Genomic DNA, 26,102 nt, shown 5'->3' with positions numbered 1-26,102 from the left:
TTCCCGCCTGCCCGAATTCTGAACCGACCAGTCAAGAAACGGGGGGTTCATGACCGCGGCGCCGTGGTGCGCACGCGGAGCCGCCCCGTGGTTTTCTCCTCTTCGGAAGGAAGTTGATCCCATGTCAGCCCCCCGCTTCTCCGGCCGCACCGTCCTCGTCACCGGCGCCGGGTCCGGCATCGGACGGGCCGTCGCCCTCGCGTTCGCCGCCGAAGGGGCCCGTGTCGTGGCGGCCGGACGCCGGATCGCCGCGCTGGAGGAGACCGTCGCGCTGGCCGGGAGGGCCGGCGGCCGGACCGTGGCCCGCGTCGCCGACGTGTCGCGGGCGGACGAGACGGAGGCCCTCGTGCGGGACGTGGCCGAGGAGTTCGGGTCGCTCGACGTGGCCGTGAACAACGCCGGTGTCTTCCGGGGCGGCGGGCCGCTCGCCGGCATGCCCGAGGCGGACTGGCGGGAGCTGTTCGACACCAACGTCACGGGGGTGTTCCTCGCCCTGCGCGCTCAGGTGGCGCAGATGCGGACCCAGCCGCGCGGCGGCGCGATCGTCAACGTCTCCTCCAACCTCGGCCGGCACAAGCAGGCGCCCGACGTCACCGCCTACGCCGCGAGCAAGGCCGCGGTGACCTCGCTGACCCGGGGCGCGGCCCTGGAGCACATCGCCGACGGCGTGCGCATCAACTCGGTCAGCCCCGGCCCGGCCGACACCGCCATGTCGCTGCGTCCCGGGGAGACCGAGGCCGAGCGCGCCGTCCGGATGAAGGACCAGTCGCCGCTGGGGCGCGTCGCCGCGACGCGGGAGGTGGCCGAGGCGGTGCTGTACCTCGCCTCCGACGCGGCGGGCGCGCTGGTGGGCACGGACCTGGTCGTCGACGGCGGGGCGGAGCTGTAGCCGTGGACCGGTCCCGTCCCGTACGACCCGTCCCGTGCGACCCGTCCCGTGCGACCCGTCCCGTGCGGTCCCGTACGACCCGTCCCGTGCGGTCCCGTGCGGTCCCGTCCGGGCGTCGGTGCTCCCGGTGGGCGGCGTCAGCGCGCGGCCAGTGCCCCGAGGGGGTCGTCGAGGACCGGCTGCCAGGCCAGTTCGGCCGCGCCGACCAGGCTGTTGTGGTCCAGGGAACAGGCCAGGATGGGGACGCCGCCGCTGCGGCCCCACAGACTGCGGTCCGCGACGACCGCGCGCAGCCGGTCCGGGTCGGTGTCGAGCAGCGTGCGGTGCAGCCCGCCGAGGATGATGCGGTCCGGGTTGAGGATGTTCACCAGCCCGGCGAGGCCGAGACCGAGGCGGTCGACGAGGGCCTCGGCGGCGTTGCGCACGGCCGGGTCGGCGTACTCCTGGCGCAGCAGGTCGTCGGCCTGCTTGAGCAGGGAGCTCTCCGGGCCGGGGACACGTCCGGCCGTGGTGAGCAGGGCCAGCGGGTCGGCCTCCACGTCCAGGCAGCCGCGGCCGCCGCAGTGGCAGGGCCGGCCCTCGGGGTTGACGGTGAGGTGGCCGACCTCCAGGGCCAGCCCGGAACTGCCGGTGTGCAGCCGGCCGTCCAGCACCAGCGCGCCGCCGACACCACGGTGCCCGGTGGCCACGCACAGCAGGTCACGGGCGCCGCGCCCGGCCCCGTGCCGGTGCTCGGCCAGCGCGGCGAGGTTGACGTCGTTCGCGGCGAACGCGGGCCCCTCGATGCCGGCGGCGCGCACGCACGCGGCGAAGATCTCCCGCACCGGCGCGCCCGCCGGCCAGGCCAGATGGAGCGGGTTGAGGGCGAGGCCCTCCGGTTCGGCGACCGCGGACGGCACGGCCAGCCCGGCGCCCACACAGCGCCGCCCGGTCTCCCGCAGCAGCGCGGCACCCGTCTCCACGACCGAGCCGAGCACCTTCGCCGGGTCGGCGTCGACGGTCTCGCGGCCCGGCGCGGTCGCGACGATCCGCCCGCCGAGGCCGACCAGCGCCGCCCGGAACCCGTCGGAGTGCACCTGCGCGGCCAGCGCCACCGGGCCGTCCTCGGCGACCTCCAGCCGGTGCGAGGGCCGGCCCTGGGAACCGGCGCCCGCGCCGGGCCTGGCGTCCACCCGGATCAGCCCGAGCGCCTCCAGCTCCGCCGCGACCGCGCCCGCCGTGGCGCGGGTGACGCCGAGTTCCGCGGTCAGCACGGCGCGGGTCGGCGCCCGTCCGGTGTGCACGAGCTCCAACGCGGGACCGAGTGCGCCGCGCCCCCGGTCCAACCGCGTCCTCGACGTGGTCCCTTCCCCCGTCGGCCGGGGGTCCGCCTTGCCGCTCATGAGGGGGAGTCTCCCATGATCCGCATCAGGGGACGGACGCCGGGAACCCGCCGACCCGCAGCGTGATGTTGAGCCGTCCGGTCAGCCCCAGCCAGGCCGGCCCGGTGCCCGGCAGCACCTTCGGCACGCCGTGGAAGGCGAACCGGGAGGGCCCGCCGAAGACGAACAGGTCGCCGCTGCGCAGCTCGACGTCCGTCCAGGGCCGGCCCCGGGTCCCGGTGTTGCCGAACCGGAAGACACAGGTGTCACCGAGGCTCAGCGACACGACCGGGGCGTCGGCCTGCTCGTCGGCGTCGCGGTGCATGCCCATACGGGCGTCGCCGTCGTAGAAGTTGACCAGCGCGATGTCGTACGACGGCGCCTCGCCCAGGGCGTCCCGCGCCGCCTGCCGGCCGAGGTCGGCGAGCCGGCCCGGCAGGGGCTTGACGGGGGCGCCGTCGCCGTCGACGGCCGTGCGTGCGTAGCCGTACGGGTACCAGTGCCGGCCCAGGCAGACCTGGCGGGCGGTCATGGTGCCGCCGCCGGGAGTGCGGACCGTGCGCAGTCCGGCCGGCGGACGCGCCCACTCCCGGCAGGCGGCCAGCAGCTCGCGCTGGAGGCGCTCGTCGAGCCAGTCCGGCACATGGACCGCGCCCGGCGCCACCTCCGCGCGGTCGCGGGGGAACAGCTCCGCGTCCATGCAGCCATCCTCCCCCACCGGTGCTGAGCTGCGGCTCGGCTAGCCTGGACGCACGATGAACGACCGTATGACGACTCCCTGGGGCGAGCTCGCGCTGGCCCGCTTCCCCGAGGACCCGCGTGACACGCTGCGCGCCTGGGACGCATCCGACGAGTACCTGCTGCGGTACCTCGCCGACACGGGCGTCGGCCTGTCCGGCACGGTCGTGGTGCTGGGCGACCGCTGGGGCGCGCTGGTGACGGCCCTCGCGGCGCACCGGCCGGTGCAGATCAGCGACTCCTACCTGGGCCAGGAGGCGAGCCGGGCGAATCTCGCGCGGGCCGGTGTCGAGCCGGGTGCCGTGCAGCTGCTCACCACACAGGACACACCGCCGGGGCGGATCGACGTCCTGCTGGTGCGGGTGCCCAAGAGCCTGGCCCTGCTGGAGGACCAGCTCCAGCGGCTGGCGCCCTCGGTGCACGAGGGGACCGTGGTCGTCGGCACCGGCATGGTCAAGGAGATCCACACCTCGACGCTCCGGCTCTTCGAGCAGATCCTCGGGCCGACCAGGACCTCGCTCGCCGAGCGGAAGGCGCGGCTGATCCTCTGCACGCCGGACCCCGCGCTGGAGCGTCCCGCCAGCCCCTGGCCGTACCGGTACGCCCTGCCCTCGGACGTCGGGCCCGTGTCGGGACGGACGGTCGTCAACCACGCGGGGGTGTTCTGCGCCGACCGTCTCGACATCGGCACCCGCTTCTTCCTCGGTCATCTGCCCGCCACGCACGGCGCCCGCCGGGTGGTGGACCTGGGCTGCGGCAACGGCGTGGTGGGGACGGCGGTGGCGCTGGCCAACCCCGAGGCCGAGGTGCTGTTCACCGACGAGTCGTTCCAGGCGGTGGCCTCGGCGGAGGCGACGTACCGGGCCAACGGGGTGCCGGGGCACGCGGAGTTCCGGGTCGGGGACGGTCTTGCCGGAGTGGCGGCCGGCAGCGTCGACCTCGTGCTGAACAACCCTCCCTTCCACTCGCACCAGGCGACGACGGACACGACGGCCTGGCGGATGTTCACCGGGGCGCGACGCGTGCTGCGGCCGGGCGGCGAGCTGTGGGTGATCGGCAACCGCCACCTGGGCTATCACGTGAAGCTCCGCCGTGTCTTCGGCAACAGCCGGCTCGTCGCCGCGGACCCGAAGTTCGTGGTGCTGAAGGCGGTCAGACGCTGACCGCCCGGGCCGGCGGCCGGGACGGCGCACGGGCCCGGGGACCGGTCAGGCGGGAGCCCCGGGGGTGAGCGTGCGGACGATGGCCGTCACCGCCTCGGCCATCGCCTCGCGGCCCACGCCGAGGTAGGCGCGGGAGTCCACCGCCCTGGGGTCGGCGGCGAGGAACTCCCGGATGGCGCCGGTCATGGCGATGCTGAGCGCGGTGCCGATGTTAACCTTGGTAATGCCGCCCGTGACGGCGGCGGTGAGTTCGCCGTCGGGAAGGCCCGAGGAGCCGTGCAGGACGAGCGGCACGTCCAGCGCGCAGGACAGCCGCTTGAGCAGATCGTGGTCGAGGGCGGCGGTGCGTGTGGTCATGGCGTGCACGCTGCCGATCGCGACGGCGAGCGCGTCGACGCCGGAGTCGGCGACGAACGACCGCGCCTCGCCGGGGTCGGTCCGCGCGCCCGGCGCGTGCGCGTCCAGCGCGGGACGGCCCGCCTTGCCGCCGACCTCGCCCAGCTCCGCCTCGATCCACAGCCCCCGGGCGTGGGCCCGGTCGGCGGCCGACCGTGTGGCGGCGAGGTTCTCGGCGTACGGCAGCCGGGAGGCGTCGTACATGACCGAGCTGAACCCGGCGTCGGCGGCCTGCCGCAGCAGGGCGTCGCTCTGCACATGGTCCAGGTGCAGGGCGACGGGCACGGCGGCGCGCTCGGCGGCGGCGACGGCGGCACGGGCCAGCGGCAGCAGGTTCCCGTAGCGGAACTTGACGGCGTTCTCGCTGACCTGGAGCACGACCGGGGCGCCGGCGTTCTCCGCGCCCGCGACGACGGCCTCGATGTGTTCCAGGGTGACGATGTTGAAGGCGGCGACGGCACGCCGGCCCGCGGCGGCGCGGGCGACGAGTTCACCGGTGGTGGAGAGAGGCACGCGGGACTCCCGTGGAACGTGGACGAGGGCTGCCGGAGGACGGACAGGGGCACGAGGGCGCCCGGGAGGGCCTGCCCCGGCTCACGGCGTGAGGATCACGGAGCGGGTCAGATGGCGCGGGTTGTCCGGGTCCAGGCCGCGCGCGGCGGCGACGGCGACGGCGAGCCGCTGGGCGCGCACGAGTTCGGCGAGCGGGTCGAGCCCCCCGGCCAGCCACCGGCCCCCGGTGGCGCGCACCTGCTCGGCGAGCCCCTCGGGCGCCTCGCCGAACATCCACGTCGCGGTGGTGGGCCCGGTGACGCTGATCGGCCCGTGCCGGTACTCCATGGCCGGGTACGCCTCGGCCCAGGACAGCGACGCCTCGCGCATCTTCAGCGCGGCCTCGTGGGCCAGGCCCACGGTCCAGCCCCGCCCCAGAAAGGTGAACTGGGTGCATGCGACGAGACCTCGGGGCAGCGGCTCGGCGAGCGCGGCGCGGGCGCCGGCGACGGCCGCCTCGTCGTGCAGGCCCGCGTGGGCGCGCAGCAGCGTGAGCGCGGTGGTGGCGAACCGGGTCTGGACGACGGAGCGCTCGTCGGCGTAGTCGAGGACCACGATGTCGTCGGCGGTGTCCACGACCGGCGTCCGCGGGTCGGCGGTGATCGCGCCGGTGCGGACGTGTCCCCGCAACGCGGCGAGCAGTTCCAGTACTTCGGTGGTCGTGCCCGAGCGGGTCAGGGCGACGACCCGGTCGTAGACGCGCCCGCGGGGGAACTCGGAGGCCGCGAAGGCGTCGGTCTCGCCCTGTCCCGCCCCCTCGCGCAGGGCGGCGGCCGCCTGGGCCATGAAGTACGAGGTGCCGCAGCCGACGATCGCGACCCGCTCCCCCGCCGCCGGCAGCGCCGCGGCGTGCTCCGGCGCCTGCGCCGCCGCCCGTGTCCAGCACTCCGGCTGGCTGCTGAGTTCGTCCTCGACGTGGGTCATGCCGTACCCCTCCCGAGCGATGATTGTTCTTGCAAGTTAGCGTGAGTTTTCGAGCATGTTCAAGCATTCTGCTGGCATTTCCGTCGGCCTTTCCGTCGGCCTTTCCGTCGACGGCGGGTGCGCTAGGGTCGCCGGGACCGGTGACCTGGGGACGGCTGGAGGTGCGGATGTCGCGCGACGCCCGCTGGAAGACGCTGCTGGAACTGCTCGTGGAGCGGGGCCGGCTGGACGTCGAGGAGGCGGCCGCCGAACTGGAGGTGTCGGCCGCGACCGTCCGCCGCGACTTCGACCAGCTCGCCGAACAGCAGATGCTCGTACGCACCCGGGGCGGCGCGGTCGTGCACGGAGTGTCGTACGAGTTGCCGCTGCGCTACAAGACCGCCCGGCACGCCTCGGAGAAGCAGCGCATCGCCCGGGCCGTCGCGGATCTGATCGCGCCCGGCGAGGCGGTCGGCCTGACCGGCGGGACGACCACCACCGAGGTCGCGCGGGCGCTGGCCGTGCGCGGCGATCTCACCTCGGGTTCCCCCGCGCTGACCGTCGTGACCAACGCCCTCAACATCGCCAACGAGCTGGCCGTCCGGCCCCAGTTCAAGATCGTGGTGACGGGCGGGGTGGCCCGGGCGCAGTCGTACGAGCTGATCGGACCGCTCGCGGACGGCGTGCTCGGCCAGATCACGCTGGACGTGGCCGTTCTCGGCGTGGTCGCGCTCGACGTCACCCACGGGGCCGCCGCGCACGACGAGGCCGAGGCCGCCATCAACCGGCTGCTGTGCGAGCGTGCCGAGCGTGTGGTCGTCGCGGCCGACTCCAGCAAGCTGGGCCGCCGCGCCTTCGCCCGCATCTGCGCGGCCGAGGCCGTGGACACCCTGGTCACGGACTCGGCGGTGGACGAGGACACGGTCCGCCGCTTCGAGGAGGCGGGGGTCACCGTGCGGGCGGTCTGACCGTCCGGCCGGCCCCGGGGGTGCCCGCACGGGTTCACGCCTAAGCTGGTAGCCGCGCCGGTCGACCCGTGAGGGAGGCTGTGATGGCCGGGACACCGAGGTTCGAGCCGACCGGGGACGGCCGCTATCTGCCGATCTCCGAGCACGGCCTGATCGGCGATCTGCGCAGTGTGGCCCTGGTGGGCACGGACGGCACGATCGACTGGTACTGCTGCTCGGAGTTCGACGCGCCGAGCGTCTTCGCCTCCATCCTCGACGCGGACCGCGGCGGCCGCTTCGAGCTCGCGGCGATCGGCCCGGCCCGCACGAAGCAGTTCTACTTCCCCGACACCAATGTCCTGATCACCCGTTTCTACACCGCGGACGGCGTCGGCGAGGTGCAGGACTTCATGCCGGTCGACGACGGGCCGGCGGAGTCCGACCGGCACCGGCTGATCCGCCGCGTGGTGTGCGTGCGCGGCGCGCTGCCGTTCCGGGTGCGGGTGGCGCCCCGGTTCGAGTACGGCGCCGTGCCGCACACCCTGCGCATGGCCGGCGACATGGCGGTGTTCGAGTCGGAGAAGCTCACCCTCGCGCTGACCGCGACCGTGCCGCTGGAGACCGACGGACCCGACGCCCGGGCCGACTTCAAGCTCTCCGAGGGCGAGTCGGTGGTGTTCGCGCTGGACCGGGTCGGCGGCGCGGTGGACCCGCGCGGCTGCGCCGCCACCGAGGCGGAGCGGCAGTTCACCGCGACGGTGGCGTACTGGCGGCGCTGGCTGGCGCAGTCCCGCTACCGGGGCCGCTGGCGCGAGATGGTCCACCGCTCCGCCCTCACCCTGAAGCTGCTCACCTACGCCCCCACCGGCGCGATCGTCGCCGCGGCCACCACCAGCCTGCCCGAGCAGATCGGCGGCGAACGCAACTGGGACTACCGCTACGTCTGGGTGCGGGACGCGGCCTTCTGCGTCTACGCCCTGCTGCGGCTGGGGTTCAGCAGCGAGGCCGAGGCGTTCATGAAGTTCCTCGACCGGCATGTCACCACCTGCGACGGCGGCCCGTCCGGCCCGCTCCAGATCATGTACGGCATCGACGGCCGCAGCGACCTGACGGAGCGTGAACTCCCCCATCTGGAGGGCCATCGCGGCTCCGCGCCGGTCCGGGTCGGCAACGCGGCGGCCGGACAGCTCCAGCTGGACATCTACGGCGCCCTGATCGACTCGGTCTACCTCTACGACAAGTGGGCCAGGCCCATCTCCAGCGACCAGTGGGACGACGTGTGCGCACTGGTCGAGTGGGTCTGCGCGCACTGGGACCAGCCGGACGAGGGCATATGGGAGACCCGGGGCGGGCGCAAGAACTTCCTGTACTCGCGGCTGATGTGCTGGGTGGCGATCGAGCGGGCCATCCGGATCGCCAACCGGCGGGGACTGCCCGCGGACCTCAACCGCTGGCGCGAGTCCAGGGACTCGATCTACCGCCGGATCATGAGCCGGGGCTGGTCCCGGACCCGGCAGGCGTTCGTCCAGCACGAGGACGGCGACGTGCTCGACGCGGCCGTGCTGATGATGCCGCTGGCGAAGTTCATCGCCCCCACCGACCCCAAGTGGCTGTCCACCCTCGACGCGCTCACCCGCGAGCTGGTGTCCGACTCCCTGGTGTACCGCTACGACCCGCAGGCCAGCCCCGACGGGCTGCGCGGCGACGAGGGCACCTTCTCCATCTGCTCGTTCTGGTACGTCGAGGCACTCGTGCACGCGGGGCGGCTCGACGAGGCGCGGCTCGCCTTCGAGAAGATGCTGACGTACGCCAACCATGTCGGCCTGTACGCCGAGGAGATCAGCAGCACCGGTGAACAACAGGGCAACTTCCCGCAGGCGTTCACCCACCTCGCCCTGATCAGCGCCGCGTTCAACCTCGACCGCGCCCTCGGCTGACACCGCCCCGTGACGGCGCCGCCCCGGAGCGTCCTCGGGCGCCGGGGCGGGGACCGAGAGCGACGGCGGACAGGCGGGACGCGGCGGCGGTGCGGGCCGCCGCGCCCGTCCGTACGGCTGTCAGCCGAGCGCCCGCACCGCCTGGTAGTAGGTCCAGGCCGTGCCGTTGCACGACGTCTTGGTGGCGCCGCTGTAGTTGTTGCAGACCCGCTTGAGGTCCTCGTAGAAGGCGCTGTCGATGCGGGACTTGTTGGCGCTGAAGGTGCCGGCCGCCTTGTAGTTGCGGTAGCCGAAGTCGTGACGGGCGCAGGAGGTGCTGAAGGGGAAGCCGAAGGGGTTGTCCGGCGAGGACGAGCAGTAGTCGGTGGACCAGTCGAACTGGTAGGCGGCCCAGGCCGACTGGTTGTTGCGGGCCGAGACCCAGGTGTTGTAGCTGGACGCGCTGGTCTGGGTCCAGCTGGAGAGGACCTGGGGCTTGTCGGCGGGTACGGCGCCGGCGGCGGTGGCCGTGGCGACGACGGTGGCCAGAGCGAGAGCGGAGCCGGCCAGTCCCGTGGCGAGTCTGCGGTGCATCCCACACCTCCATGAGGCTGCGGCCCGCCCGTCGGGCCGCAGGTTCATGACAAGATGATGGGTCCCAGTGGCCTCTGTACACCCCTACGGCACCCCCAATGATCGGTGAACTCTCCAAGCTCAGGGGTCACTTGACGGCCATTCACCCGATACCGCCGGACGCCGTCCGAACCCCTCCGCAGTCGGCCACAGCGCCGCATTTCGGCCACATGCAGCGGGTCTTTGACCGGTCCGCGAGGTACGGCCGCGCCTCCTGGAGCCCGACCCTGGGTGCGTCGGGATGTGAGCGCTCGGGGAGTCGTGGGGGACGCATGGAACCGGACGTGGTGGCGGCGGTCGTACGGGTGATGTCGGAGCTGGCGCGGGGCGCCACCGCGACCGTGGGTACGGAGATCGGGCAGACCGTGTCCGATCTGGTCCGCCGGCGGCTCGGCGGCGACCCGTCGGGACAGCAGGCCCTGGCGGCCGTGACCGCGCGGCCCGACGACCCGGAGGCGCGCGCACAGCTCACGGACGCGGTGGCGGGCGCCGTGGCCCAGCACCCCGAGTTCGCCGCGCAGTTGGCCCAGGCGCTCGCCGGTCCGCCGCCGCCCGACGCGCCCCGGAGCTACACGCACAGCGTCGTGATCGACGGGAGCGCGAGCGTCCGCCGCAGCACCATCTCGCTGGGGCCCGTCACCTTCAACAACACGCCGTCCGGCCGGGCGGCGTTCGCCGTACTGGTCGCCGCCGTCGTCGCACTGGTGGTCCTCCTGGTCCGCGGAGGGACGCAGATGTTCGACGACGACGGCTCCCCCGGTGCGGGTCCGGGCACCTCCGGCGCCCCCTTCGGCCAGGGGGACGGGCAGGCGGGGAACGGGTCCGGCGCGGAGACCGGCGGCGGGAACGGCAGCGCCTCGGCGCCGCTGCCGGACGAGCAGGCCCTCGCGGCCGTCCTGCCGGACACGACGAGCCTGCCGAGCGGCTGGACCGAGGTCACCCCGCCCCACACCCAGGTCTCCGGACAGGAGGACGGCTCCTCCTTCGCAGGACGCGTCGCCTACGAAGGCCGCTACAGCATGCCGACCGAGTTCATCGCGTACGCCTACCCGGGCGAGACCGAGGCCCGCGCGGCCTTCGCGACGTACCGGCGCAAGGCGCAGGACATGCAGAGCGTGGCCATGCCGGAGATCGGTGACGAGTCCGCCGCGTACGCCCGGCCCAGCACCACCTACACGATGGTCCGCACCGGCACCGTCATCACGATCGTCGCTGGCTCGGACAACGAGAGCCGCAGCTATGACGCCGGCGACCTGGAGTCCGTCACCCGCCTCTTCTCCGACCGTGCCCGCGCGGCGCAGGCGGACTGACCGGACCCCCACCCCACCCCACGCAGGGGGACCGACCGGGCCCACCCCACCCCGACTCCCCCTGTCTCGCCCCCTATGCTCCCCCAGCCCGGATTCGTGCCGCGATGAACAGAACCCGATCGCACAGCACCGTGCCGCCGAGGGCGCCGGCGACCGACTCCGGCGGGGTGTCGGTGACACCCCGCTCGCCGCGCTCGGTCTTCCGGATCGTGCCGAGCACCATGCATGCCGCGTCGACGAGCCGCTGCCGTGTCATCGGCGGACGTACGACGCTGCGGCAGCAGGCGATCCGTCGGCCCACCCCGCCGTCCCCGAGTGCGGGCATCGTGACTCCGGTTCGGTACGTCCGCTCCGGGCGCTGCCCGGGTTCGCCGTCGCGGGGCCGGGACCGGCGAACCTGTTCCCCGTGGCCGTGGAGCGGGCCGGGGCACCGGCCGGGCCGAGCGGGGTGGCGACGGCCTCGACGCTCGGCTACGGCGGGATGCTGCTCGGGCCGCCCGCGATCGGGTTCATGGCGGACTGGTTCTCCCTGCCGGCCGCCCTGACCAGCGTGGCGGCGCTCGCCGCCGTCGCCGCGGCCGTCGGATTCCTCACCCGGCGGGTGGCGGCCGACTGACACCCGGGCACCCTGCCCGCGAGCGCACCCCATCGGGCAGACTTCACGCTCATGGAGACCGCACAGCACCTCGCAGCCCTGGACACCGCGGGCCGGTCGCTCGCCGACGCCGCCGAGCGGGCCGGTACCGACGCCGGGGTACCGACCTGCCCCGACTGGCGGGTCCGGGACCTGCTGCGCCACACGGGCGCCGTGCACGTCTGGGCCGCCTCGTTCGTACGGGAGGGACACACCGGCCCCCTCCCCCTCGGCGACGCACCCGGCCTCGACGGTGCGGAGCTGGTCGCCTGGTACCGGGACAGCCACCACGGGCTCGTCAAGACCCTGGCCGACGCCTCGCCCGACGTCGTGTGCTGGACCTTCCACCCCGCGCCGAACCCCTCGCCGCTGGCGTTCTGGACCCGGCGCCAGGCGCACGAGACGACCGTGCACCGCTTCGACGCACAGGCCGCTCTCGGCGTGGTCCCGGACCCCGTCACCACGGAGTTCGCGGTCGACGGCATCGACGAGCTGCTGCGCGGCTTCCACGCACGCCCCAGGAGCCGGGTCCGCACGGACGAGCCGCGGGTGCTGCGGGTGCGGGCGTCGGACACGGACGCGGTGTGGAGCGTACGGCTGTCGGACGGGCCTCCGGTGACCATGCCGGACGCGGACGGCCCCGCCGACACCGAACTGTCCGGCCCCGCGGAGGAGCTGTACTTCGCCCTGTGGAACCGGCTGCCCGCCCCGCGCGTCACGGGCGACCCGGCACTCGCCACGCTGTGGCAGGAGAGGTCGGCGATCTGACAGACCCTGGGAGCGGGTGATCCGGCGCGCCCCGGCGGTCGGAGGTCCGGCGCGCTCCAGGGCCCTTCTGGCGGGTCTCCGCGGGAGAAGGAGCGGCGTTCGGTGCGTGCGACCGGTGTGCGGCTGGGGGTCCCCCCACGCCTTTCGGGCAGTGAGGGAGTGCGTGCCGGGCGCCGCGGAGATCCGCCAGAAGGGCCCTAACGGCCGGCGGACCCGTGGGCCGCGGGCTCGCACCCGTCGCCGTGCGCCAGCATCCGCGACAGCACCGCCCGCTGCACCGGCAGCACGGCCTCGTGCAGCGTGCGCCCCTTCTGCGTGAGGGCCACCCGGACCCCTCGCCGGTCCTCCGCGCACAGACCGCGCTCGACCAGACCGTCCTTCTCCAGCCGGGCGATGAGCCGCGACAGCGCGCTCTGGCTGAGGTGGACCCGCTCGGAGATCTCCTGGACGCGATAGGCGGGGCCGCACTTCGGCGCACCGGTCCCGGCCAGTACGTCCAGCACCTCGAAGTCGCTCGCGCACAAGCCGTGCCCGCCCAGCGCCCGATCCAGCTCGCACTGGGTCCGGGCGTGCAGCGCAAGGATGTCCCGCCACTGGTCCACGAGCGCCTGCTCGCCGTTCTCGGCCGCCATGGGGCGCACCGTAGCAGAGAACCGACTTTGTTGCATCGGAATTAAATGCATTTGCATTCGATGCACATGCATGTAGTGTCTGCGCCATGACCTCTCCGCTCACCACCTCCGCGGCCTCGTCCTCGGCCGCTCGCTGGACTCCCCGGCTCTGGGGCACCCTGCTGGTGCTCTGCGCCGCGATGTTCCTCGACGCCCTGGACGTGTCCATGGTCGGCGTGGCCCTTCCGTCCATCGGCTCCGACCTGGGCCTGTCCACCTCGACGCTGCAGTGGGTCGTCAGCGGCTACATCCTCGGCTACGGCGGACTGCTGCTCCTCGGCGGACGCACCGCCGACCTGCTCGGCCGGCGTCAGGTGTTCCTGGTCGCCCTCGGCGTCTTCGCGGTCGCCTCGCTGCTCGGCGGGCTCGTCGACTCCGGCCCCCTGCTGATCGCCAGCCGCTTCATCAAGGGCCTGAGCGCCGCCTTCACCGCCCCGGCCGGCCTGTCGATCATCACCACCACGTTCCCCGAGGGCCCGCTGCGCAACCGTGCCCTCTCCATCTACACCACCTGCGCCGCCACCGGCTTCTCCATGGGCCTGGTGCTCTCCGGCCTGCTCACCGAGGCCAGCTGGCGGCTGACCATGCTGCTGCCCGCGCCGATCGCCCTGATCGCACTCGTCGCCGGACTGAGGCTGCTGCCGCGCAGCAGCCGCGAGCGCGACCACAACGGCTACGACGTCCCCGGCGCCGTCCTCGGCACCGCCTCGATGCTGCTGCTGGTCTTCACCGTCGTCCAGGCGCCCGAGGCCGGCTGGGCCTCGGCCCGCACCCTGCTGTCGTTCCTCGCCGTCGCCGTGCTGCTGACCGCCTTCGTCCTCGTCGAGCGGCGCTCGGCAGGACCGCTGGTCCGGCTCGGCGTCCTGCGCTCCGGCAGCCAGATCCGCGCCCAGCTCGGCGCGATGACCTTCTTCGGCTCGTACGTCGGCTTCCAGTTCCTGGTCACCCTGTACATGCAGACCCTGCTCGGCTGGTCGGCGCTGCACACCGCGCTCGCGTTCCTGCCCGCCGGCGCCCTGGTGGCGGCCTCAGCGACGAAGGTCGGCTCGATCGTGGACCGGTTCGGCACCCAGCGGCTGATCGCCGTCGGCTTCGCCCTGATGGTCGTCGGGTACGCGCTGTTCCTCGGCGTCGACCTCGACCCCGTGTACGCCGTCGCGATCCTGCCGAGCATGCTGCTGATCGGCGCGGCCTGCGCGCTGGTCTTCCCCTCGCTGAACATCCAGGCCACCAACGGCGTCGACGACCACGAGCAGGGCATGGTGTCCGGGCTGCTCAACACCTCCGTCCAGGTCGGCGGAGCGATCTTCCTGGCCGTCGTGACCGCGGTGGTCACCGCGGGCGCCCCCGAGGACGCCACCCCGCAGGCCGTCCTCGACAGCTACCGGCCCGGCCTGCTCGTGGTCGCCGGGACCGCCGCGGCCGGCCTGCTGATCACCCTCACGGGACTGGTCTCCCGACGCCGGCCGGGCTCCCGCTCGGTCGTCGTCGCCAGGTCCACCACGAAGGAGGCGGGCGCGGAGCGCATGGCGGTCCGCGACTGAACCGGGGGAACCGCCTCCCACGGGTGCCCGGCGGGGCCGTTTGCCCCGCCGGGCACCCGCCTGTTTCACTCCTGTCATGAGCACATACGGGGAACAGGAACACGGAGGACGGGAACACAGGGGACACGGGGGCCGGGGACACGGGGGACGGCGGACCCAGGCCGAACGGGACGCGGTCACCGTGGAGATCGGATACGCGCTGTGCAGCGCGTTCTTCGCGGCCGCGCTGGTCTTCGGGGCGGTCGCCGGACCCGCGTTCCTCTTCCGGCTGCCGTCCGGACCGAGGACGCTGCTCCTGGGCGCGGGCACGCTGTTCGCGGCCGTCCTCTTCTGTGTCCGGGTCGTCTCCGTGCTGGTGCGCTTCCAGCAGTCGGCTCAGCCCAGCCAGCCCGGCCGCACCAGGCCCGACTCATAGGCCAGTACGACCAGTTGGGCCCGGTCGCGCACGCCCAGCTTCACCATCGTGCGGCTCACATGCGTCTTCGCGGTGAGCGGGCTGACGACCAGCCGACGGGCGATCTCCTCGTTGGTCAGCCCGATCCCGACCAGCGCCATCACCTCCCGCTCCCGCTCGGTGAGCCCGGCGAGCGCCCCGGCGGCCGCGGGCTCCTTCGAGCGGGCGGCGAACTCGGCGATCAGCCGGCGGGTCACCCCCGGCGACAGCAGCGCGTCCCCGGCCACCACCGCCCGCACGGCGCGCAGCAGTTCGTCCGGTTCGGAGTCCTTGACCAGGAAACCCGAGGCGCCGGAGCGGATCGCCTCGAAGACGTACTCGTCGAGTTCGAACGTGGTCAGCATGACCACCTTCACGTCCGTCAGCCGCTCGTCCCCGGTGATGCCCCGGGTGGCGGCGAGTCCGTCCAGCACCGGCATGCGGATGTCCATCAGGACGACGTCCGGGCGCAGTCGGCGCACCGCGTGCAGCGCCTCCTCGCCGTCGGCGGCCTCGCCGGTCACCTCGATGTCCGGCTGCGCGTCGAGCAGCGCGCGGAATCCGGCCCGCACCAGGGCCTGGTCGTCGGCGAGCAGTACTCGGATCACCGGTCGGCCTCCTCGTCCGCCGTGGCGGTCAGCGGCAGCACGGCGAGCACCCGGAAGCCGCCGCCGGGCCGCGGGCCCGCCTCGATCGTGCCACCCAGCGCGGCCGCCCGCTCCCGCATCCCGGCCAGACCGTTCCCGCCGCCTCCGGCATCGGCACCGGTCGCCGGTCCGTCGTCGTCGATACGCAGCCGCAGCGCCGGGCCGCCGCGACCGTCGGAGCCCGCCGACCCGGCGAGGCGGTCCGTGTCGCCCGGGCCGCCCGTGTCGCCCGGGCCGTCGGTGCGGTCGAGCCGCACGCGCGCATGCCGCGAACCGGAGTGCCGTACGACGTTGGTGAGGGCCTCCTGCACGATCCGGAACGCCGCGAGGTCCATGCCCGGCGGCAGGCGCGGCGTCTCGCCCTCGACCCGCACGGTCAGGCCCGCGCTCGCCGCCTGCTCGACCAGCTCGGGCAGCCGGTCCAGGCCCGGGGCCGGGGTGCGCGGCGCGTCACCCGGGGCACGCAGGGTGCCGAGGACCTGGCGGACCTCGCCGAGGGCCTCCTTGCTGGCGGACTTGATGGTGGTGAGCGCGGCCCGTGCCTGTTCCGGGTCGCTGTCCAGCAGGGCGAGTCCCATGCCCGCCTGGACGTTGATGACCGAGATGCTGTGCGCGAGGACGTCGTGCAGCTCGCGGGCGATGCGCAGACGCTCCTCGTCGGCACGCCGCCGGGCGGCCTGGGCCTGCTCGGCCCGCTCCCGGGCCCACTGCTCACGCCGTACCCGGACCAGCTCCGCGAACGCCACGATCGCGGCCACCCACGCGGCGATCACCCCCTCCTGCCCCCAGGAGGCGGCCGGGTCGCCCGACGGCGGCAGCCATCGATAGAGCCAGTGCCCGACCAGCACATGCGCCGCCCACAGCATGCCCACCGCGGTCCAGGCGGCCCTGCGGTGCCCCGCGACGACCGCGCCGAAGCAGGCCACCGCCACGGTCACGAACACCGGCCCGTACGGGTAGCCGGCGCCGAGGTACACCGCCGTCGTCGCCGTCGTGCCGAACACCACCGGCACCGGACGGCGCACCCGCCACAGCAACTGCCCGCAGGCCAGCACCAGCAGCACCCGCGCGAAGACGTCCGGCGCCGTCCGCCCGCCCTCCTGCTGCCCGGCCGCGAAGTGCGAGCCGACCAGCACGAACACGGTGATCAGCAGGGTCGAGCGCCACGGCCACCGGGGGCCGGCGCCCTCCTCGCCACGGGCACGGGCCCACGGCGGCGGACCCCACGGGGGCCGTCGGACGTGCTGTTCCTCCATGCCCGCCACGCTAGACCGCGCACGGCGCACGACGCGTCAGCCGGACGAGGTGATCACACGTACTCCCCGCGAAGTACGCCGCGCGCTCTCCCCCGCACCCCGTGCCCCCCGTACCTCTTGCGTCGGGCCTCTTGCGTCGGGAGGCGGATCCGGCGAACGGCGGGCCCGCCGGGCTCACACGCGCCGGCCGGACCTGCCCTCCTGCGGATAGACCAGTCCCACCCCGTGGGCGAGCTGGGCCACGGCGTGCCGGAAGAACGGCTCCCGGTCCTCGACGATCCGGTTGAACTGGCCGAACACCTCGAAGCCCACCAGCCCGAACAGCTGGGCCCAGGCCGCGACGAGCGCGGCGACGACCTCGGCCGGCAGGTCGGGCGCCAGGTCGGCGGCGATCCGCTCCGCCTCCGTCCGCACCTCGTCGGGCAGCTTGGCGCGCGCCACACCGAGCCCCCGGTGGGCGTCCCGGACGACGGCGACGAGCAGCAGGCCGACCCGGGAGGCGGGCTGGACCGTGGCCTGCGGGGCGGCGTAACCGGGCACCGGGGACCCGTAGATCAGGGCGTACTCGTGCGGATGCGCCAGCGCCCAGCCTCGCACCGCCTCGCAGACCGCCGTCCAGCGCCGCACCGGCCCCGCGTCGGCCACGGCGTCGTGCGCGGACTCGGCGGCCTCGCCGAGGGAGTCGTAGGCGTCGATGATCAGCGAGGTGAGCAGGTCGTCGCGGCTCGGGAAGTAGCGGTAGACGGCCGACGAGGCCATGCCGAGCTCCCGTGCGACGGCCCGCAGGGAGAGTTTGGCGGCGCCTTCCGCGGCGAGCTGCCTGCGGGCCGCGTCCTTGATGGCCGCGGTGATCTCGATCCTGGCGCGGGCGCGGGCCCCTTGTGCGGTGGTCATGGGGGAAGTGTCCCACAGAGGGAGAGCGGTGCACACAAACGAGAGCGGCGTACACAGATGAGAGCAGTGAGCCGAGATGAGAGCAGCGAGCGCGATCGAGAGCGGTGCACGCGAGTGAGATCGACGCACATGGGTGAGATCGATGCACGCGAACGTGAGCGGCGAGCGCAGACAAGAGCGGCGCACCAAAGAGAGAGCAGTGCTCTTGCTTTTGAGCACCACTCTCCCGCACACTGTTCTCGAACGAGAGCGCCGCTCTCAACCGAGAGCACTGCTCACGTAATCCTGGGGGTCCCCATGTCACCGTCCACGCCGTCGCCCGCGCCCTACTACTTCCAGGCCGGCCCCGTCGCCACTCGCCTCAACAACGCCATCGGCTGGCTCGCCCGGCACGGCATCAGCCTCGCCGGCACGGCGGAGCTCTCCGTACGGGGACGCAAGAGCGGCCAGATGCAGCGGATCCCCGTGAACCCCCACTCGCACGACGGCGCGCAGTACCTCGTCTCGGCCCGCGGCCACTCCCAGTGGGTGCGCAACATGCGCGTCGCGCAGGGCGGCGAGCTGCGCGTCGGGCGGAAGGTGCGCACCTTCACCGCGGTGGAGCTTCCCGACGGCGAGAAGCTCCCGGTCCTGCGGTCCTATCTGGAGAAGTGGGGCTGGGAGGTCAACCAGTACTTCCAGGGGGTCACCGCGAAGTCCTCCGACGAGGAGATCCTCGCGGCGGCCCAGGACCACCCGGTGTTCCGGATCACGGTCAGGAAGTGACGTCCGGCGAGGCCCCGGCGGTCTCGTCCCCGCCGGTCTCGTCCCCGGTGCCGCTCCTCGGTGCCGCCGGCCCGGCGGCGGGCCGCGGGTCGAGGGCGGCGAGCGCCCGCTGGGCGAGCGGACGGTTGCGGACGAGGCCCCCGAGGGTCGTGGCGCCGCGCGTGATGTCCATGAACGCCTTCCAAGCGGGCCGGACCCCGGTCAGCGCGGCGTGGAAGAGGCCGGGACGGCGTTCGAACGCGGCCAGCATCCGCTTGCCGACGGCCATCTCCACGCCCAGCCCCGCCTTGATGGCGAAGGCGTAGTTGAGAGCCTGGCGGCGGGTGTCCACGGCGTCGTTCGCCTCGGCGATGCGTACGGCCCACTCCCCCGCGAGCCGCCCGGAGCGCAGCGCGAAGGAGATGCCCTCGCGGGTCCAGGGCTCCAGCAGTCCGGCCGCGTCCCCGCACACCAGCACCCGTCCGCGCGAGAGCGGCGAGTCGTCCGCGCGGCAGCGGGTCAGATGGCCGGAGGAGATGCTCGGTTCGAAGCCGGCGAGGCCGAGCCGCCCGATGAAGTCCTCCAGGTACCGCTTGGTGGCGGCGCCTTCGCCGCGCGCGGAGATCACACCGACGGTCAGCGTGTCGCCCTTGGGGAAGACCCAGCCGTAACTGCCCGGCATCGGACCCCAGTCGATGAGCACACGGCCCTTCCAGTCCTCGGCGACCGTCTCCGGCACCGGGATCTCCGCCTCCAGACCGAGGTCGACCTGGTCGAGTTTGACGCCGACATGGGCTCCTATCCGGCTGGCGCTGCCGTCGGCGCCGACCACGGCCCGCGCCAGCAGGGTCTCGCCGCCCTGGAGCACCACGGCGACCGTGCGCCGGTCGGGCACCGCGGAGCCGTGCTGCTCGACCCGGGACACGGTGGCGCCCGTGCGCAGTTCGGCCCCCGCCTTCTGGGCGTGCTCCACCAGCTGCTGGTCGAACTCGGGCCGGTTGATCAGCCCGAACAGCATCTTCCGGGAGCGGCGGGTGCGGGTGAAGCGGCCGTTGTGGGAGAACGTCACCGCGTGCACCCGGTCGCGCAGGGGCAGTTCGAAGCCCGGTGGCAGGGCGTCGCGCGAGGGGCCGATGATGCCGCCGCCGCATGTCTTGTAGCGGGGCAGGTCGGCTTTCTCCAGCAACAGCACACGCCGTCCGGCGACAGCCGCCGCGTAGGCCGCCGAGGCCCCCGCGGGTCCCGCGCCCACCACGACGACGTCCCACACCTGCCGCTCGTCGTCCGCCGAAGAGTTCTCGCTGCTCACGATGGTCTACTGCTCCCGATCCAGCCGCCTGCCGCATCCTGTCCCCCGCATCCTACGGCGGACGTCGCCGCAGGCCGCTGTGGGAGGATCTCGATATCCAACAGGTCCAACGTCGCACCCACGAGGAGCGTGCCCATGTCGTCGAATCCGGTCGCCGAGACCGTCGCCTCGCTGATGCCCAGGGCGAAGGCGGAGCTCACCGAGCTGGTGGCCTTCAGATCGGTGGCGGACTTCGACCAGTACCCGAGGAGCGAGAGCGAGGGCGCGGCCCGCTGGGTCGCCGACGCGCTCGCCGCCGAGGGGTTCCAGGACGTGGCGCTGCTCGACACTCCGGACGGCACCCAGTCGGTCTACGGATTCCTGCCGGGGCCCGAGGGCGCGCGGACGGTCCTGCTCTACGCCCACTACGACGTGCAGCCGCCGCTGGACGAGGCCGGCTGGGACACGCCGCCGTTCGAGCTGACCGAGCGCGCGGGCCGCTGGTACGGGCGCGGCACCGCCGACTGCAAGGGCGGCGTCGTCATGCATCTGCTGGCGCTGCGGGCGCTGAAGGCGAACGGCGGCATACCGGTGCACGTCAAGTTCATCGCCGAGGGCTCGGAGGAGATGGGCACCGGCGGTCTGGAGCGGTACGCCGAGGCGCACCCGGAGCTGCTGGCGGCGGACACCCTCGTCATCGGCGACGCGGGCAACTTCCGTGTGGGCCTGCCGACGGTGACGTCCACGCTGCGCGGGATGACCATGCTCCGGGTGCAGGTCGACACGCTCCGCGGCAACCTGCACTCCGGCCAGTTCGGCGGCGCCGCGCCGGACGCGCTGGCCGCGCTGATCCGCGTACTGGACTCGCTGCGGGCCGAGGACGGCTCCACGACGGTGGACGGGCTCACCCGGGGGTCGTCGTGGGACGGGCTCCAGTACGACGAGGAGCAGTTCCGCGAGGACGCCAAGGTGCTGGACGGGGTCGGTCTGATCGGCTCCGGCACGGTCGCGGACCGCATCTGGGCGCGGCCCGCGGTGACCGTGCTCGGCATCGACTGCCCGCCGGTCGTGGGCGCCACGCCGTCGGTGCAGGCGAGCGCCCGGGCGCTGATCAGCCTGCGGGTGCCGCCGGGCGTGGACGCGGCCGAGGCGACCAAGCTGCTCCAGGCGCACCTGGAGGCGCACACGCCGTGGGGCGCCCGGGTGGCGACCGAGCAGGTCGGTCAGGGGCAGCCGTTCCGCGCGGACACCTCCAGCCCGGCGTACCAGGCGATGGCGGAGGCGATGGCGGAGGCGTACCCGGGCCAGGAGATGCAGTACGCCGGTCAGGGCGGCTCGATCCCGCTGTGCAACACGCTCGCCGCGCTGTACCCGGACGCGGAGATCCTGCTGATCGGTCTGAGCGAGCCGGAGGCCCAGATCCACGCGGTGAACGAGAGCGTGTCGCCCGAGGAGCTGGAGCGGCTGTCGGTGGCGGAGGCGCTCTTCCTGCGCAACTACGCGGCGGGCTGACGCTCCTGCGGACATGGGGGCGAGGGCCCCGCGGCGCCGGCCGCGGGGCCTCGTGCCGTACCGCCCGGACGTGAGCGGCGGTCGGGCTACACGGGCACGCCGGCCTCCAGGTAGAGCGCGGCGCCGCGTTCGCGTGCCCGCAGGGCCCAGCGCAGGCGTTCGTAGCGGACGGGCGGCAGCAGGGCGGCGGCCTCCTCCTCGGTGACGAAGCGCCAGCCTCGCAGTTCCGGGCCCGGCAGCAGCAGCCCCTCGGTGGCCGCGCGGTCCAGGCGTCCGCCGTCGAAGAGGAGCCGCAGTCCGCCGTATCCGGGCGGTGCGGGGCGCTCCCAGTCGACGACGAGCAGTTTCGGTACGTCGTCCAGTCGGACGCCGGTCTCCTCGGCGACCTCGCGCACACCGGCCCGGGCCGGTGCCTCGCCGGGTTCGACGACGCCGCCGGGGAACTCCCAGCCGGGCTTGTAGGTGGGATCGACGAGCAGCACGCGGTCCTGTTCGTCGAAGAGCAGCACGCCCGCGGCGACGGTCTCGGCGGTGGGTTCGGCGGTCTGCACGATGGCGCAGGCGGGCACGGTCTCGGAGGAGACGGCCTCGGCGATGCGCACGGCGGTCTCGTAGGGGGTGAGGGCGCCGTTGTCGACGGGGTGGGCGTCGGTGCCGAGCCAGCCCGCGAGGGCGGCGTTGTAGGGCTCGATGTGGTCGTAGGACCACTGGCGTGTGCGTGTCCCGGTCTCGCCGTCGGGCGGGTCCGCGGGGATCTCGCGGTCGGCGATCCGCTTGCGCAGGATCGTTTCCGCCGGGGTGAGCACGAGGTGTCGTACGGTGATCCGGCGGGCGGCGAGCGCGCCGAAGATCTCGTCGCGGTACTCCTCGCGCAGCAGGGTCATGGGCACCACGAGGGTGCCGCCGAGCTCGTTGACCAGCGCGGCCGCCGTGTCGGTCACGAGCCGCCGCCAGATCGGCAGGTCCTGGAAGTCGGTCACCTCGGCCAGGCGTTTGGCCGGGAGCAGCTGGGTGAGCGCCCCGCCGACGAGCTCGGGGTCGAAGAGCGTGCTGTTCGGGATCAGGTCGATCAGCTCCCGTGCGGCGGACGTCTTCCCCGCACCGAACGCGCCGTTGATCCAGACGACGGTCACGTCTCCCCCTCTTCTGTCGGCCCCCTGTGGCTTGCCCGCTCCACCCTGTCACGGAAACCAGGCACAGTTGAGGGCCGTACACGGAGCAGGGCGCCGGGCCCCCGAGGCGGGGCCCGGCGCCCTGTGGCCGGATCGGGTGACCGTCAGCCGTTCTGGCCGAGGGCGGACTCGTCGACGTCCAGGCTGTCGCTGGCGATCGTGCTGTCGAGGGTGCTGAGGGTGCCGTTGACGTCGACGTCGTCGAGCTTGTCGCCGAGGCCGTGGGAGGGGGTGATCGCCGCGACGACGAAGCCGGTGGCCAGGGACGCGAGGGCGAGCATGCTGCGCTTCTTCATGACCGTTCCAACTGCGTCTGCCGGGTGGAGGTCACGCGTGGCCGTCCGGCCTGGTGGGCGGGCGGGGTGGGTGGAACCTGATGAGCGTCGTCGGCCGCGGGTCGTGTGCGGCTGGCCGCACAGTTCCCCGCGCCCCCCGAGGGAAGCTCCCGCAACGACATGCGTCGACACGGCCCGGATCCTTCGAGCGTCGTCGACTGCGGATCGTCCCTGGCCGATCGCGCCGTTCCCCGCGCCCCCCGAGGAAAGCTCCCGCAACGACATGCGTCGACACGGCCCGAAGCCTTCGAGCATCGTCGACTGCGGATCGTCCCTGGCCGATCGCGCCGTTCCCCGCGCCCCCGGGGGCGCTTTCTTCGGGTGGGGCGGGGGAACGTTCCTTCCTTGGGGTCAGCGGGTCGTCGCGAGGGTCAGGGCCGCTGCTGCCGCGCCGACCAGGCCGGCGTCCGTGCCCATGCGGGCAGGGGCCACCTTCAGGTGCCGGACGAAGGAGAGCGTGGCGTAGTCGACGAGGGCCTTGCGCAGCGGGACGAAGAGGACGTCGCCCGCGTTGCCCACTCCGCCGCCGACGACCGCGATGTCGATCTCGACGAGCGTCGCCGTGGCGGCGATGCCGGCGGCCAGGGCCCGGGCGGCCCGCTCGAAGGAGGCGACGGCGACGGGATCGCCCGCACGGGCGGCCGCGGCCACCGCGGCGGCGGACGTGTCTCCGTCCGGACCGGGACGCCAGCCCTCCTCCAGCGCGCGCCGGGCGATGTTGGGGCCGCTCGCGATGCGCTCCACGCAGCCGCGCGAGCCGCACGGGCAGAGGTCTCCGTCGAGGTCGACGCTGATGTGTCCGATGTGACCGGCGTTGCCGGTGGGGCCCGGGTGGAGCCGGCCGTCCAGGACCAGCCCGCCGCCGACCCCGGTCGACACCACCATGCACAGCGCGTTGTCGTGCCCTCGGGCGGCGCCCTGCCAGTGCTCGGCGGCGGTGACGGCCACGCCGTCCCCGATCAGTTCGACCGGCAGCCCCCCGGCCGCGTCGCGCACCCCGGCGACGAGCGGGTAGTCGCGCCAGCCGGGCACGTTCACCGGGCTCACCGTCCCGGTGGAGGCGTCCACCGGTCCCGCGCTGCCGATGCCGACGGCCTTCGCGCGGCCCCACAGCGGCGAGTTGCCCAGCTTCCCCAGAACCTCCAGGACGGCGCCCATGACCGTGTCGCCGTCCTTCTTGGCGGGCGTGGGGCTCTGGGCCCGCGCCAGGATCCGGCCGTCGCCGTCCACCAGGGCGCCGGCGATCTTGGTGCCGCCGATGTCGAGCGCGGCCACGATGTCGGTGTGCGTCAAGGTCTGTACTCCCGGTCGGCCATGGAAAGGGCAGGTAAAAGGCGGCCTGTCCGGCGGTGGGGTCGCGCGGGCCGAAGACTGCGGTGGACAGTGTCCCCTGTCTCTGACAACGTTGTCCAGGCTCTATGCTCGACGCCACATCCTCATACAATCCACGGATCGACGCACCCCGTGGATCACACGTGGAGCACAGGACAGGACAGGACACCCCACCGTGGCCGATGCCATCCGCCGAACCGACGGGCTCTCCGCCGCCCGTTACGGGACCCGCCCGACGATGAAGGACGTGGCCGCGCGGGCCGGCGTCGGCCTGAAGACGGTCTCCCGGGTCGTCAACGGCGAGCCCGGCGTCACGCCCGACACCGAGCGGCGCGTCCAGGACGCCATCGAGGCCCTGGGCTTCCGCCGCAACGACAGCGCACGGGTGCTGCGCAAGGGCCGCACCGCGAGCATCGGGCTGGTCCTGGAGGATCTCGCCGACCCGTTCTACGGCCCGCTCAGCCGGGCGGTGGAGGAGGTGGCCCGCGCCCACGGCGCGCTGCTGATCAACGGTTCCAGCGCCGAGGACGCGGACCGGGAGCAGGAGCTGGTGCTGGCGCTGTGCGCACGCCGGGTGGACGGGCTGGTGGTGATCCCGGCCGGTGACGACCACCGCTATCTGGAACCGGAGATCAGGGCGGGCGTGGCCACGGTGTTCGTGGACCGGCCGGCCGGCCGGATCGACGCGGACGTGGTGCTGTCGGACAACTACGGCGGGGCCCGTGACGGGGTCGCCCATCTCATCGCGCACGGCCACCGCCGGATCGGGTTCATCGGCGACATGCCGCGGATCCACACCGCGGCCGAGCGGCTGCGCGGCTACCGGGCGGCGATGGAGGACGCGGGGATCCCCGTGGCGGACTCCTGGATGTCCCTGGGGGTGACGGACCCCGAGCGGGTGCGCCGGGCGGCCGAGGAGATGCTGTCCGGCCCGGATCCGGTGACCGCGGTCTTCGCGGGCAACAACCGGGTGACCGTCACCGTCGTGCGGGTGCTCGCCGGGCACGACCGGCGGGTCGCCCTCGTCGGGTTCGACGACATCGAGCTCGCCGACCTGCTCCGGCCCGGCCTGACGGTGGTGGCCCAGGACGCGGCGGCGCTCGGCCGTACCGCCGCCGAGCGCCTCTTCCGCCAGCTGGACGGCACGCTGATCGCGCCCGAGCGGATCGAGCTGCCCACCCGGCTCATCACCCGCGGCTCCGGCGAGCTGCCGCCGGCGGACTGAGCGGCCCGTGGACGGCGGCCGCGGCACGGACGCCCGCACCCTGGAGGCGCTGGGGCTGGCCGGGGTGCCCCGGGACGACCCGCTGAGCTATCCGGGGGTGTGGCCCGAGCGGTCCGGGCTGCTGGCCGGGGACCGTCTGCTGCCGCTGGACGTCCTGGTCCACGAGGACCGCACGCCGGTGCTCGCCGTGGGCTCCAACGCCTCGCCCGGCCAACTGCGCCGCAAGATGGCCCTGTCCGGGATCCGGGCGCCCGTGCCGATGGTCAGGGCGCGCGTCACCGGCCTCGCCGTGGGTGTGTCCGCGCATGTCAGCCGTATGGGATACGTCTCGGCCTCTCCCGTCCGCGCGCCGGACTCCGTGGGCGAGCTGTTCGTGACCTGGCTGGACGACGAGCAGCTGGCGGTCGTCGACACCAGCGAGGGCGTGCCGCTGCCGGGCGGCAACTTCCGGCGGGCCTGGCTGCCCGCGCCCGAGGTGCGCGTGGAGCTGGAGGACAGGCAGGTACTGACAGGGGTGTACGCGTACGTGAACCGGCGTGGTGTGCTGCACGACGGCGAGGGCGTGCCGCGTGCGCATCCGGGCCAGCGGGCGCTGATCGGCGAACTCCTCGTGCGGCTGCCGCGTCTCAGGGAGATGTTCGGGGTGACGCCGGAGGAGTTCGTGGCCCGGGCACGGGCCGACGCGGCGCTGTGCGAGCGCGGCACGCTGCTGTTCGCCGAGGAGAAGCTGGTGACGGCGTCCGGGCTGGAGGCGTACGTCCGGCCACGGCGTCCGGACGGCCCCGCCACGGGCGCGTCACTGTCCCCGCCCTGGATGTAGCCGGTGTTCACATATACGT

At 73.7% G+C, this 26,102-nt stretch carries 26 protein-coding genes and 1 pseudogene; 13 read left to right on the top strand and 14 right to left on the bottom strand.

The window, feature by feature from the left end; translation table 11 throughout:
• Positions 1 to 121 precede the first annotated feature (121 nt).
• Positions 122 to 889, top strand: a complete 768-nt coding sequence (locus ACIQGV_RS07315) for an SDR family NAD(P)-dependent oxidoreductase (protein ID WP_402491755.1) — start codon at positions 122 to 124, stop codon at positions 887 to 889.
• A 137-nt stretch (positions 890 to 1,026) separates the two neighbouring features.
• Here ACIQGV_RS07315 and ACIQGV_RS07310 read toward each other — a convergent pair whose 3' ends face one another.
• Together ACIQGV_RS07310 and ACIQGV_RS07305 are read right to left on the bottom strand one after the other, a co-directional pair.
• Positions 1,027 to 2,271 carry an ROK family protein gene (locus tag ACIQGV_RS07310; RefSeq protein ID WP_402491753.1) on the bottom strand — a complete coding sequence of 415 codons (1,245 nt, stop codon included), beginning with the start codon at positions 2,269 to 2,271 and terminating at the stop codon, positions 1,027 to 1,029.
• 25 nt (positions 2,272 to 2,296) lie between these two features.
• Positions 2,297 to 2,950 carry an alpha-ketoglutarate-dependent dioxygenase AlkB family protein gene (locus ACIQGV_RS07305; RefSeq protein WP_402491751.1) on the bottom strand — a complete coding sequence of 218 codons (654 nt, stop codon included), beginning with the start codon at positions 2,948 to 2,950 and terminating at the stop codon, positions 2,297 to 2,299.
• Between the two features lie 67 nt (positions 2,951 to 3,017).
• Here ACIQGV_RS07305 and ACIQGV_RS07300 point away from each other — a divergent pair, with 67 nt between their 5' ends.
• Complete coding sequence (locus tag ACIQGV_RS07300; protein ID WP_402491748.1) at positions 3,018 to 4,151, top strand: methyltransferase; 1,134 nt, start codon at positions 3,018 to 3,020, stop codon at positions 4,149 to 4,151.
• A gap of 45 nt (positions 4,152 to 4,196) precedes the next feature.
• Here ACIQGV_RS07300 and ACIQGV_RS07295 read toward each other — a convergent pair whose 3' ends face one another.
• Together ACIQGV_RS07295 and ACIQGV_RS07290 are read right to left on the bottom strand one after the other, a co-directional pair.
• Positions 4,197 to 5,060: a ketose-bisphosphate aldolase gene (locus ACIQGV_RS07295; protein ID WP_402491745.1), complete on the bottom strand. Its 864-nt coding sequence runs from the start codon at positions 5,058 to 5,060 to the stop codon at positions 4,197 to 4,199.
• A gap of 81 nt (positions 5,061 to 5,141) precedes the next feature.
• Positions 5,142 to 6,023: an SIS domain-containing protein gene (locus tag ACIQGV_RS07290; protein WP_402491743.1), complete on the bottom strand. Its 882-nt coding sequence runs from the start codon at positions 6,021 to 6,023 to the stop codon at positions 5,142 to 5,144.
• A 167-nt stretch (positions 6,024 to 6,190) separates the two neighbouring features.
• On the opposite strand from ACIQGV_RS07290, the gene ACIQGV_RS07285 reads away from it, so the two are divergent.
• Both ACIQGV_RS07285 and ACIQGV_RS07280 read left to right on the top strand, forming a co-directional pair.
• Positions 6,191 to 6,970 (top strand): DeoR/GlpR family DNA-binding transcription regulator, encoded by a 780-nt coding sequence (locus tag ACIQGV_RS07285; RefSeq protein WP_402492406.1) that lies wholly within the window; start codon positions 6,191 to 6,193, stop codon positions 6,968 to 6,970.
• Between the two features lie 83 nt (positions 6,971 to 7,053).
• Positions 7,054 to 8,886, top strand: coding sequence for a glycoside hydrolase family 15 protein (locus tag ACIQGV_RS07280; RefSeq protein WP_402491740.1), 1,833 nt, complete (start codon positions 7,054 to 7,056; stop codon positions 8,884 to 8,886).
• Between the two features lie 120 nt (positions 8,887 to 9,006).
• Here the strand turns inward: ACIQGV_RS07280 and ACIQGV_RS07275 are convergent, their stop codons facing one another.
• Positions 9,007 to 9,459 carry a phospholipase gene (locus ACIQGV_RS07275; RefSeq protein ID WP_402491737.1) on the bottom strand — a complete coding sequence of 151 codons (453 nt, stop codon included), beginning with the start codon at positions 9,457 to 9,459 and terminating at the stop codon, positions 9,007 to 9,009.
• Between the two features lie 311 nt (positions 9,460 to 9,770).
• Here ACIQGV_RS07275 and ACIQGV_RS07270 point away from each other — a divergent pair, with 311 nt between their 5' ends.
• A complete protein-coding gene (locus tag ACIQGV_RS07270) occupies positions 9,771 to 10,808 on the top strand; it encodes a hypothetical protein (RefSeq protein WP_402491734.1) in 1,038 nt (345 codons plus the stop codon).
• 73 nt (positions 10,809 to 10,881) lie between these two features.
• Here ACIQGV_RS07270 and ACIQGV_RS07265 read toward each other — a convergent pair whose 3' ends face one another.
• Positions 10,882 to 11,133 (bottom strand): hypothetical protein, encoded by a 252-nt coding sequence (locus ACIQGV_RS07265; RefSeq protein ID WP_402492438.1) that lies wholly within the window; start codon positions 11,131 to 11,133, stop codon positions 10,882 to 10,884.
• A 30-nt stretch (positions 11,134 to 11,163) separates the two neighbouring features.
• Here ACIQGV_RS07265 and ACIQGV_RS07260 point away from each other — a divergent pair.
• Together ACIQGV_RS07260 and ACIQGV_RS07255 are read left to right on the top strand one after the other, a co-directional pair.
• Positions 11,164 to 11,424: pseudogene (locus ACIQGV_RS07260) on the top strand (MFS transporter); the annotation flags it as partial.
• A 51-nt stretch (positions 11,425 to 11,475) separates the two neighbouring features.
• Entirely contained in the window at positions 11,476 to 12,210 is a 735-nt protein-coding gene (locus ACIQGV_RS07255) for a maleylpyruvate isomerase family mycothiol-dependent enzyme (protein WP_402491731.1), read from the top strand.
• Positions 12,211 to 12,407: 197 nt separating this feature from the next.
• Here the strand turns inward: ACIQGV_RS07255 and ACIQGV_RS07250 are convergent, their stop codons facing one another.
• Positions 12,408 to 12,842, bottom strand: coding sequence for a MarR family winged helix-turn-helix transcriptional regulator (locus ACIQGV_RS07250; protein WP_402491728.1), 435 nt, complete (start codon positions 12,840 to 12,842; stop codon positions 12,408 to 12,410).
• An 86-nt stretch (positions 12,843 to 12,928) separates the two neighbouring features.
• Here ACIQGV_RS07250 and ACIQGV_RS07245 point away from each other — a divergent pair, with 86 nt between their 5' ends.
• Positions 12,929 to 14,425 carry an MFS transporter gene (locus tag ACIQGV_RS07245; protein WP_402491725.1) on the top strand — a complete coding sequence of 499 codons (1,497 nt, stop codon included), beginning with the start codon at positions 12,929 to 12,931 and terminating at the stop codon, positions 14,423 to 14,425.
• Between the two features lie 76 nt (positions 14,426 to 14,501).
• Complete coding sequence (locus ACIQGV_RS07240; RefSeq protein WP_402491722.1) at positions 14,502 to 14,840, top strand: DUF6332 family protein; 339 nt, start codon at positions 14,502 to 14,504, stop codon at positions 14,838 to 14,840.
• Here ACIQGV_RS07240 and ACIQGV_RS07235 read toward each other — a convergent pair.
• The 3 genes from ACIQGV_RS07235 to ACIQGV_RS07225 form a co-directional block, all read right to left on the bottom strand.
• The gene (locus ACIQGV_RS07235) at positions 14,801 to 15,466 is read right to left on the bottom strand and encodes a response regulator (protein WP_402491720.1); all 666 of its coding nucleotides are present in this window, start codon (positions 15,464 to 15,466) and stop codon (positions 14,801 to 14,803) included. The two genes, ACIQGV_RS07240 and ACIQGV_RS07235, sit on opposite strands and share 40 nt — an antisense overlap.
• Complete coding sequence (locus ACIQGV_RS07230; protein WP_402491717.1) at positions 15,463 to 16,761, bottom strand: sensor histidine kinase; 1,299 nt, start codon at positions 16,759 to 16,761, stop codon at positions 15,463 to 15,465. Before ACIQGV_RS07230 ends, ACIQGV_RS07235 begins: the two co-directional genes overlap by 4 nt.
• A 174-nt stretch (positions 16,762 to 16,935) precedes the next feature.
• Complete coding sequence (locus ACIQGV_RS07225) at positions 16,936 to 17,655, bottom strand: TetR/AcrR family transcriptional regulator (RefSeq protein ID WP_402491715.1); 720 nt, start codon at positions 17,653 to 17,655, stop codon at positions 16,936 to 16,938.
• Positions 17,656 to 17,952: 297 nt separating this feature from the next.
• Between ACIQGV_RS07225 and ACIQGV_RS07220 the strand changes: the two genes are divergently transcribed.
• Positions 17,953 to 18,420: a nitroreductase family deazaflavin-dependent oxidoreductase gene (locus ACIQGV_RS07220; protein ID WP_402491712.1), complete on the top strand. Its 468-nt coding sequence runs from the start codon at positions 17,953 to 17,955 to the stop codon at positions 18,418 to 18,420.
• On the opposite strand, the gene ACIQGV_RS07215 is transcribed toward ACIQGV_RS07220, so the two are convergent.
• On the bottom strand, positions 18,410 to 19,708 hold the full coding sequence (locus ACIQGV_RS07215) for a geranylgeranyl reductase family protein (protein WP_402491710.1): 1,299 nt from the start codon (positions 19,706 to 19,708) through the stop codon (positions 18,410 to 18,412). The two genes, ACIQGV_RS07220 and ACIQGV_RS07215, sit on opposite strands and share 11 nt — an antisense overlap.
• A 135-nt stretch (positions 19,709 to 19,843) precedes the next feature.
• Between ACIQGV_RS07215 and ACIQGV_RS07210 the strand changes: the two genes are divergently transcribed.
• On the top strand, positions 19,844 to 21,199 hold the full coding sequence (locus ACIQGV_RS07210; RefSeq protein WP_402491707.1) for a dipeptidase: 1,356 nt from the start codon (positions 19,844 to 19,846) through the stop codon (positions 21,197 to 21,199).
• An 86-nt stretch (positions 21,200 to 21,285) separates the two neighbouring features.
• Here the strand turns inward: ACIQGV_RS07210 and ACIQGV_RS07205 are convergent, their stop codons facing one another.
• From ACIQGV_RS07205 to ACIQGV_RS07195, 3 genes are all read right to left on the bottom strand, one after another.
• Positions 21,286 to 22,332, bottom strand: a complete 1,047-nt coding sequence (locus tag ACIQGV_RS07205; protein WP_402491705.1) for an NUDIX domain-containing protein — start codon at positions 22,330 to 22,332, stop codon at positions 21,286 to 21,288.
• Positions 22,333 to 22,475: 143 nt separating this feature from the next.
• Entirely contained in the window at positions 22,476 to 22,667 is a 192-nt protein-coding gene (locus ACIQGV_RS07200; RefSeq protein ID WP_402491702.1) for a hypothetical protein, read from the bottom strand.
• 390 nt (positions 22,668 to 23,057) lie between these two features.
• Complete coding sequence (locus ACIQGV_RS07195; RefSeq protein ID WP_402491699.1) at positions 23,058 to 23,999, bottom strand: ROK family protein; 942 nt, start codon at positions 23,997 to 23,999, stop codon at positions 23,058 to 23,060.
• A 214-nt stretch (positions 24,000 to 24,213) separates the two neighbouring features.
• On the opposite strand from ACIQGV_RS07195, the gene ACIQGV_RS07190 reads away from it, so the two are divergent.
• Together ACIQGV_RS07190 and ACIQGV_RS07185 are read left to right on the top strand one after the other, a co-directional pair.
• Positions 24,214 to 25,263 (top strand): LacI family DNA-binding transcriptional regulator, encoded by a 1,050-nt coding sequence (locus ACIQGV_RS07190; RefSeq protein WP_402491696.1) that lies wholly within the window; start codon positions 24,214 to 24,216, stop codon positions 25,261 to 25,263.
• Positions 25,264 to 25,270: 7 nt separating this feature from the next.
• Entirely contained in the window at positions 25,271 to 26,083 is an 813-nt protein-coding gene (locus ACIQGV_RS07185) for a hypothetical protein (protein WP_402491693.1), read from the top strand.
• The last annotated feature ends 19 nt before the right edge of the window (positions 26,084 to 26,102 follow it).

The organism is Streptomyces sp. NPDC093094, assembly GCF_044754345.1.
In the GTDB taxonomy this organism is placed as follows: Bacteria; Actinomycetota; Actinomycetes; order Streptomycetales; family Streptomycetaceae; genus Streptomyces.
This window is presented reverse-complemented; position numbering and strand designations above follow the sequence as displayed.

Coding starts and splice junctions, on each gene's coding strand:
- ACIQGV_RS07285 (WP_402492406.1), top strand. CDS start 6,191: ATGTCGCGCGACGCCCGCTGGAAGACGCTGCTGGAACTGCTCGTGGAG.
- ACIQGV_RS07245 (WP_402491725.1), top strand. CDS start 12,929: ATGACCTCTCCGCTCACCACCTCCGCGGCCTCGTCCTCGGCCGCTCGC.
- ACIQGV_RS07280 (WP_402491740.1), top strand. CDS start 7,054: ATGGCCGGGACACCGAGGTTCGAGCCGACCGGGGACGGCCGCTATCTG.
- ACIQGV_RS07300 (WP_402491748.1), top strand. CDS start 3,018: ATGACGACTCCCTGGGGCGAGCTCGCGCTGGCCCGCTTCCCCGAGGAC.
- ACIQGV_RS07315 (WP_402491755.1), top strand. CDS start 122: ATGTCAGCCCCCCGCTTCTCCGGCCGCACCGTCCTCGTCACCGGCGCC.
- ACIQGV_RS07220 (WP_402491712.1), top strand. CDS start 17,953: ATGTCACCGTCCACGCCGTCGCCCGCGCCCTACTACTTCCAGGCCGGC.
- ACIQGV_RS07230 (WP_402491717.1), bottom strand. CDS start 16,761: ATGGAGGAACAGCACGTCCGACGGCCCCCGTGGGGTCCGCCGCCGTGG.
- ACIQGV_RS07200 (WP_402491702.1), bottom strand. CDS start 22,667: ATGAAGAAGCGCAGCATGCTCGCCCTCGCGTCCCTGGCCACCGGCTTC.
- ACIQGV_RS07265 (WP_402492438.1), bottom strand. CDS start 11,133: ATGCCCGCACTCGGGGACGGCGGGGTGGGCCGACGGATCGCCTGCTGC.
- ACIQGV_RS07275 (WP_402491737.1), bottom strand. CDS start 9,459: ATGCACCGCAGACTCGCCACGGGACTGGCCGGCTCCGCTCTCGCTCTG.
- ACIQGV_RS07210 (WP_402491707.1), top strand. CDS start 19,844: ATGTCGTCGAATCCGGTCGCCGAGACCGTCGCCTCGCTGATGCCCAGG.
- ACIQGV_RS07250 (WP_402491728.1), bottom strand. CDS start 12,842: ATGGCGGCCGAGAACGGCGAGCAGGCGCTCGTGGACCAGTGGCGGGAC.
- ACIQGV_RS07270 (WP_402491734.1), top strand. CDS start 9,771: ATGGAACCGGACGTGGTGGCGGCGGTCGTACGGGTGATGTCGGAGCTG.
- ACIQGV_RS07310 (WP_402491753.1), bottom strand. CDS start 2,271: ATGAGCGGCAAGGCGGACCCCCGGCCGACGGGGGAAGGGACCACGTCG.
- ACIQGV_RS07240 (WP_402491722.1), top strand. CDS start 14,502: ATGAGCACATACGGGGAACAGGAACACGGAGGACGGGAACACAGGGGA.
- ACIQGV_RS07305 (WP_402491751.1), bottom strand. CDS start 2,950: ATGGACGCGGAGCTGTTCCCCCGCGACCGCGCGGAGGTGGCGCCGGGC.
- ACIQGV_RS07255 (WP_402491731.1), top strand. CDS start 11,476: ATGGAGACCGCACAGCACCTCGCAGCCCTGGACACCGCGGGCCGGTCG.
- ACIQGV_RS07225 (WP_402491715.1), bottom strand. CDS start 17,655: ATGACCACCGCACAAGGGGCCCGCGCCCGCGCCAGGATCGAGATCACC.
- ACIQGV_RS07290 (WP_402491743.1), bottom strand. CDS start 6,023: ATGACCCACGTCGAGGACGAACTCAGCAGCCAGCCGGAGTGCTGGACA.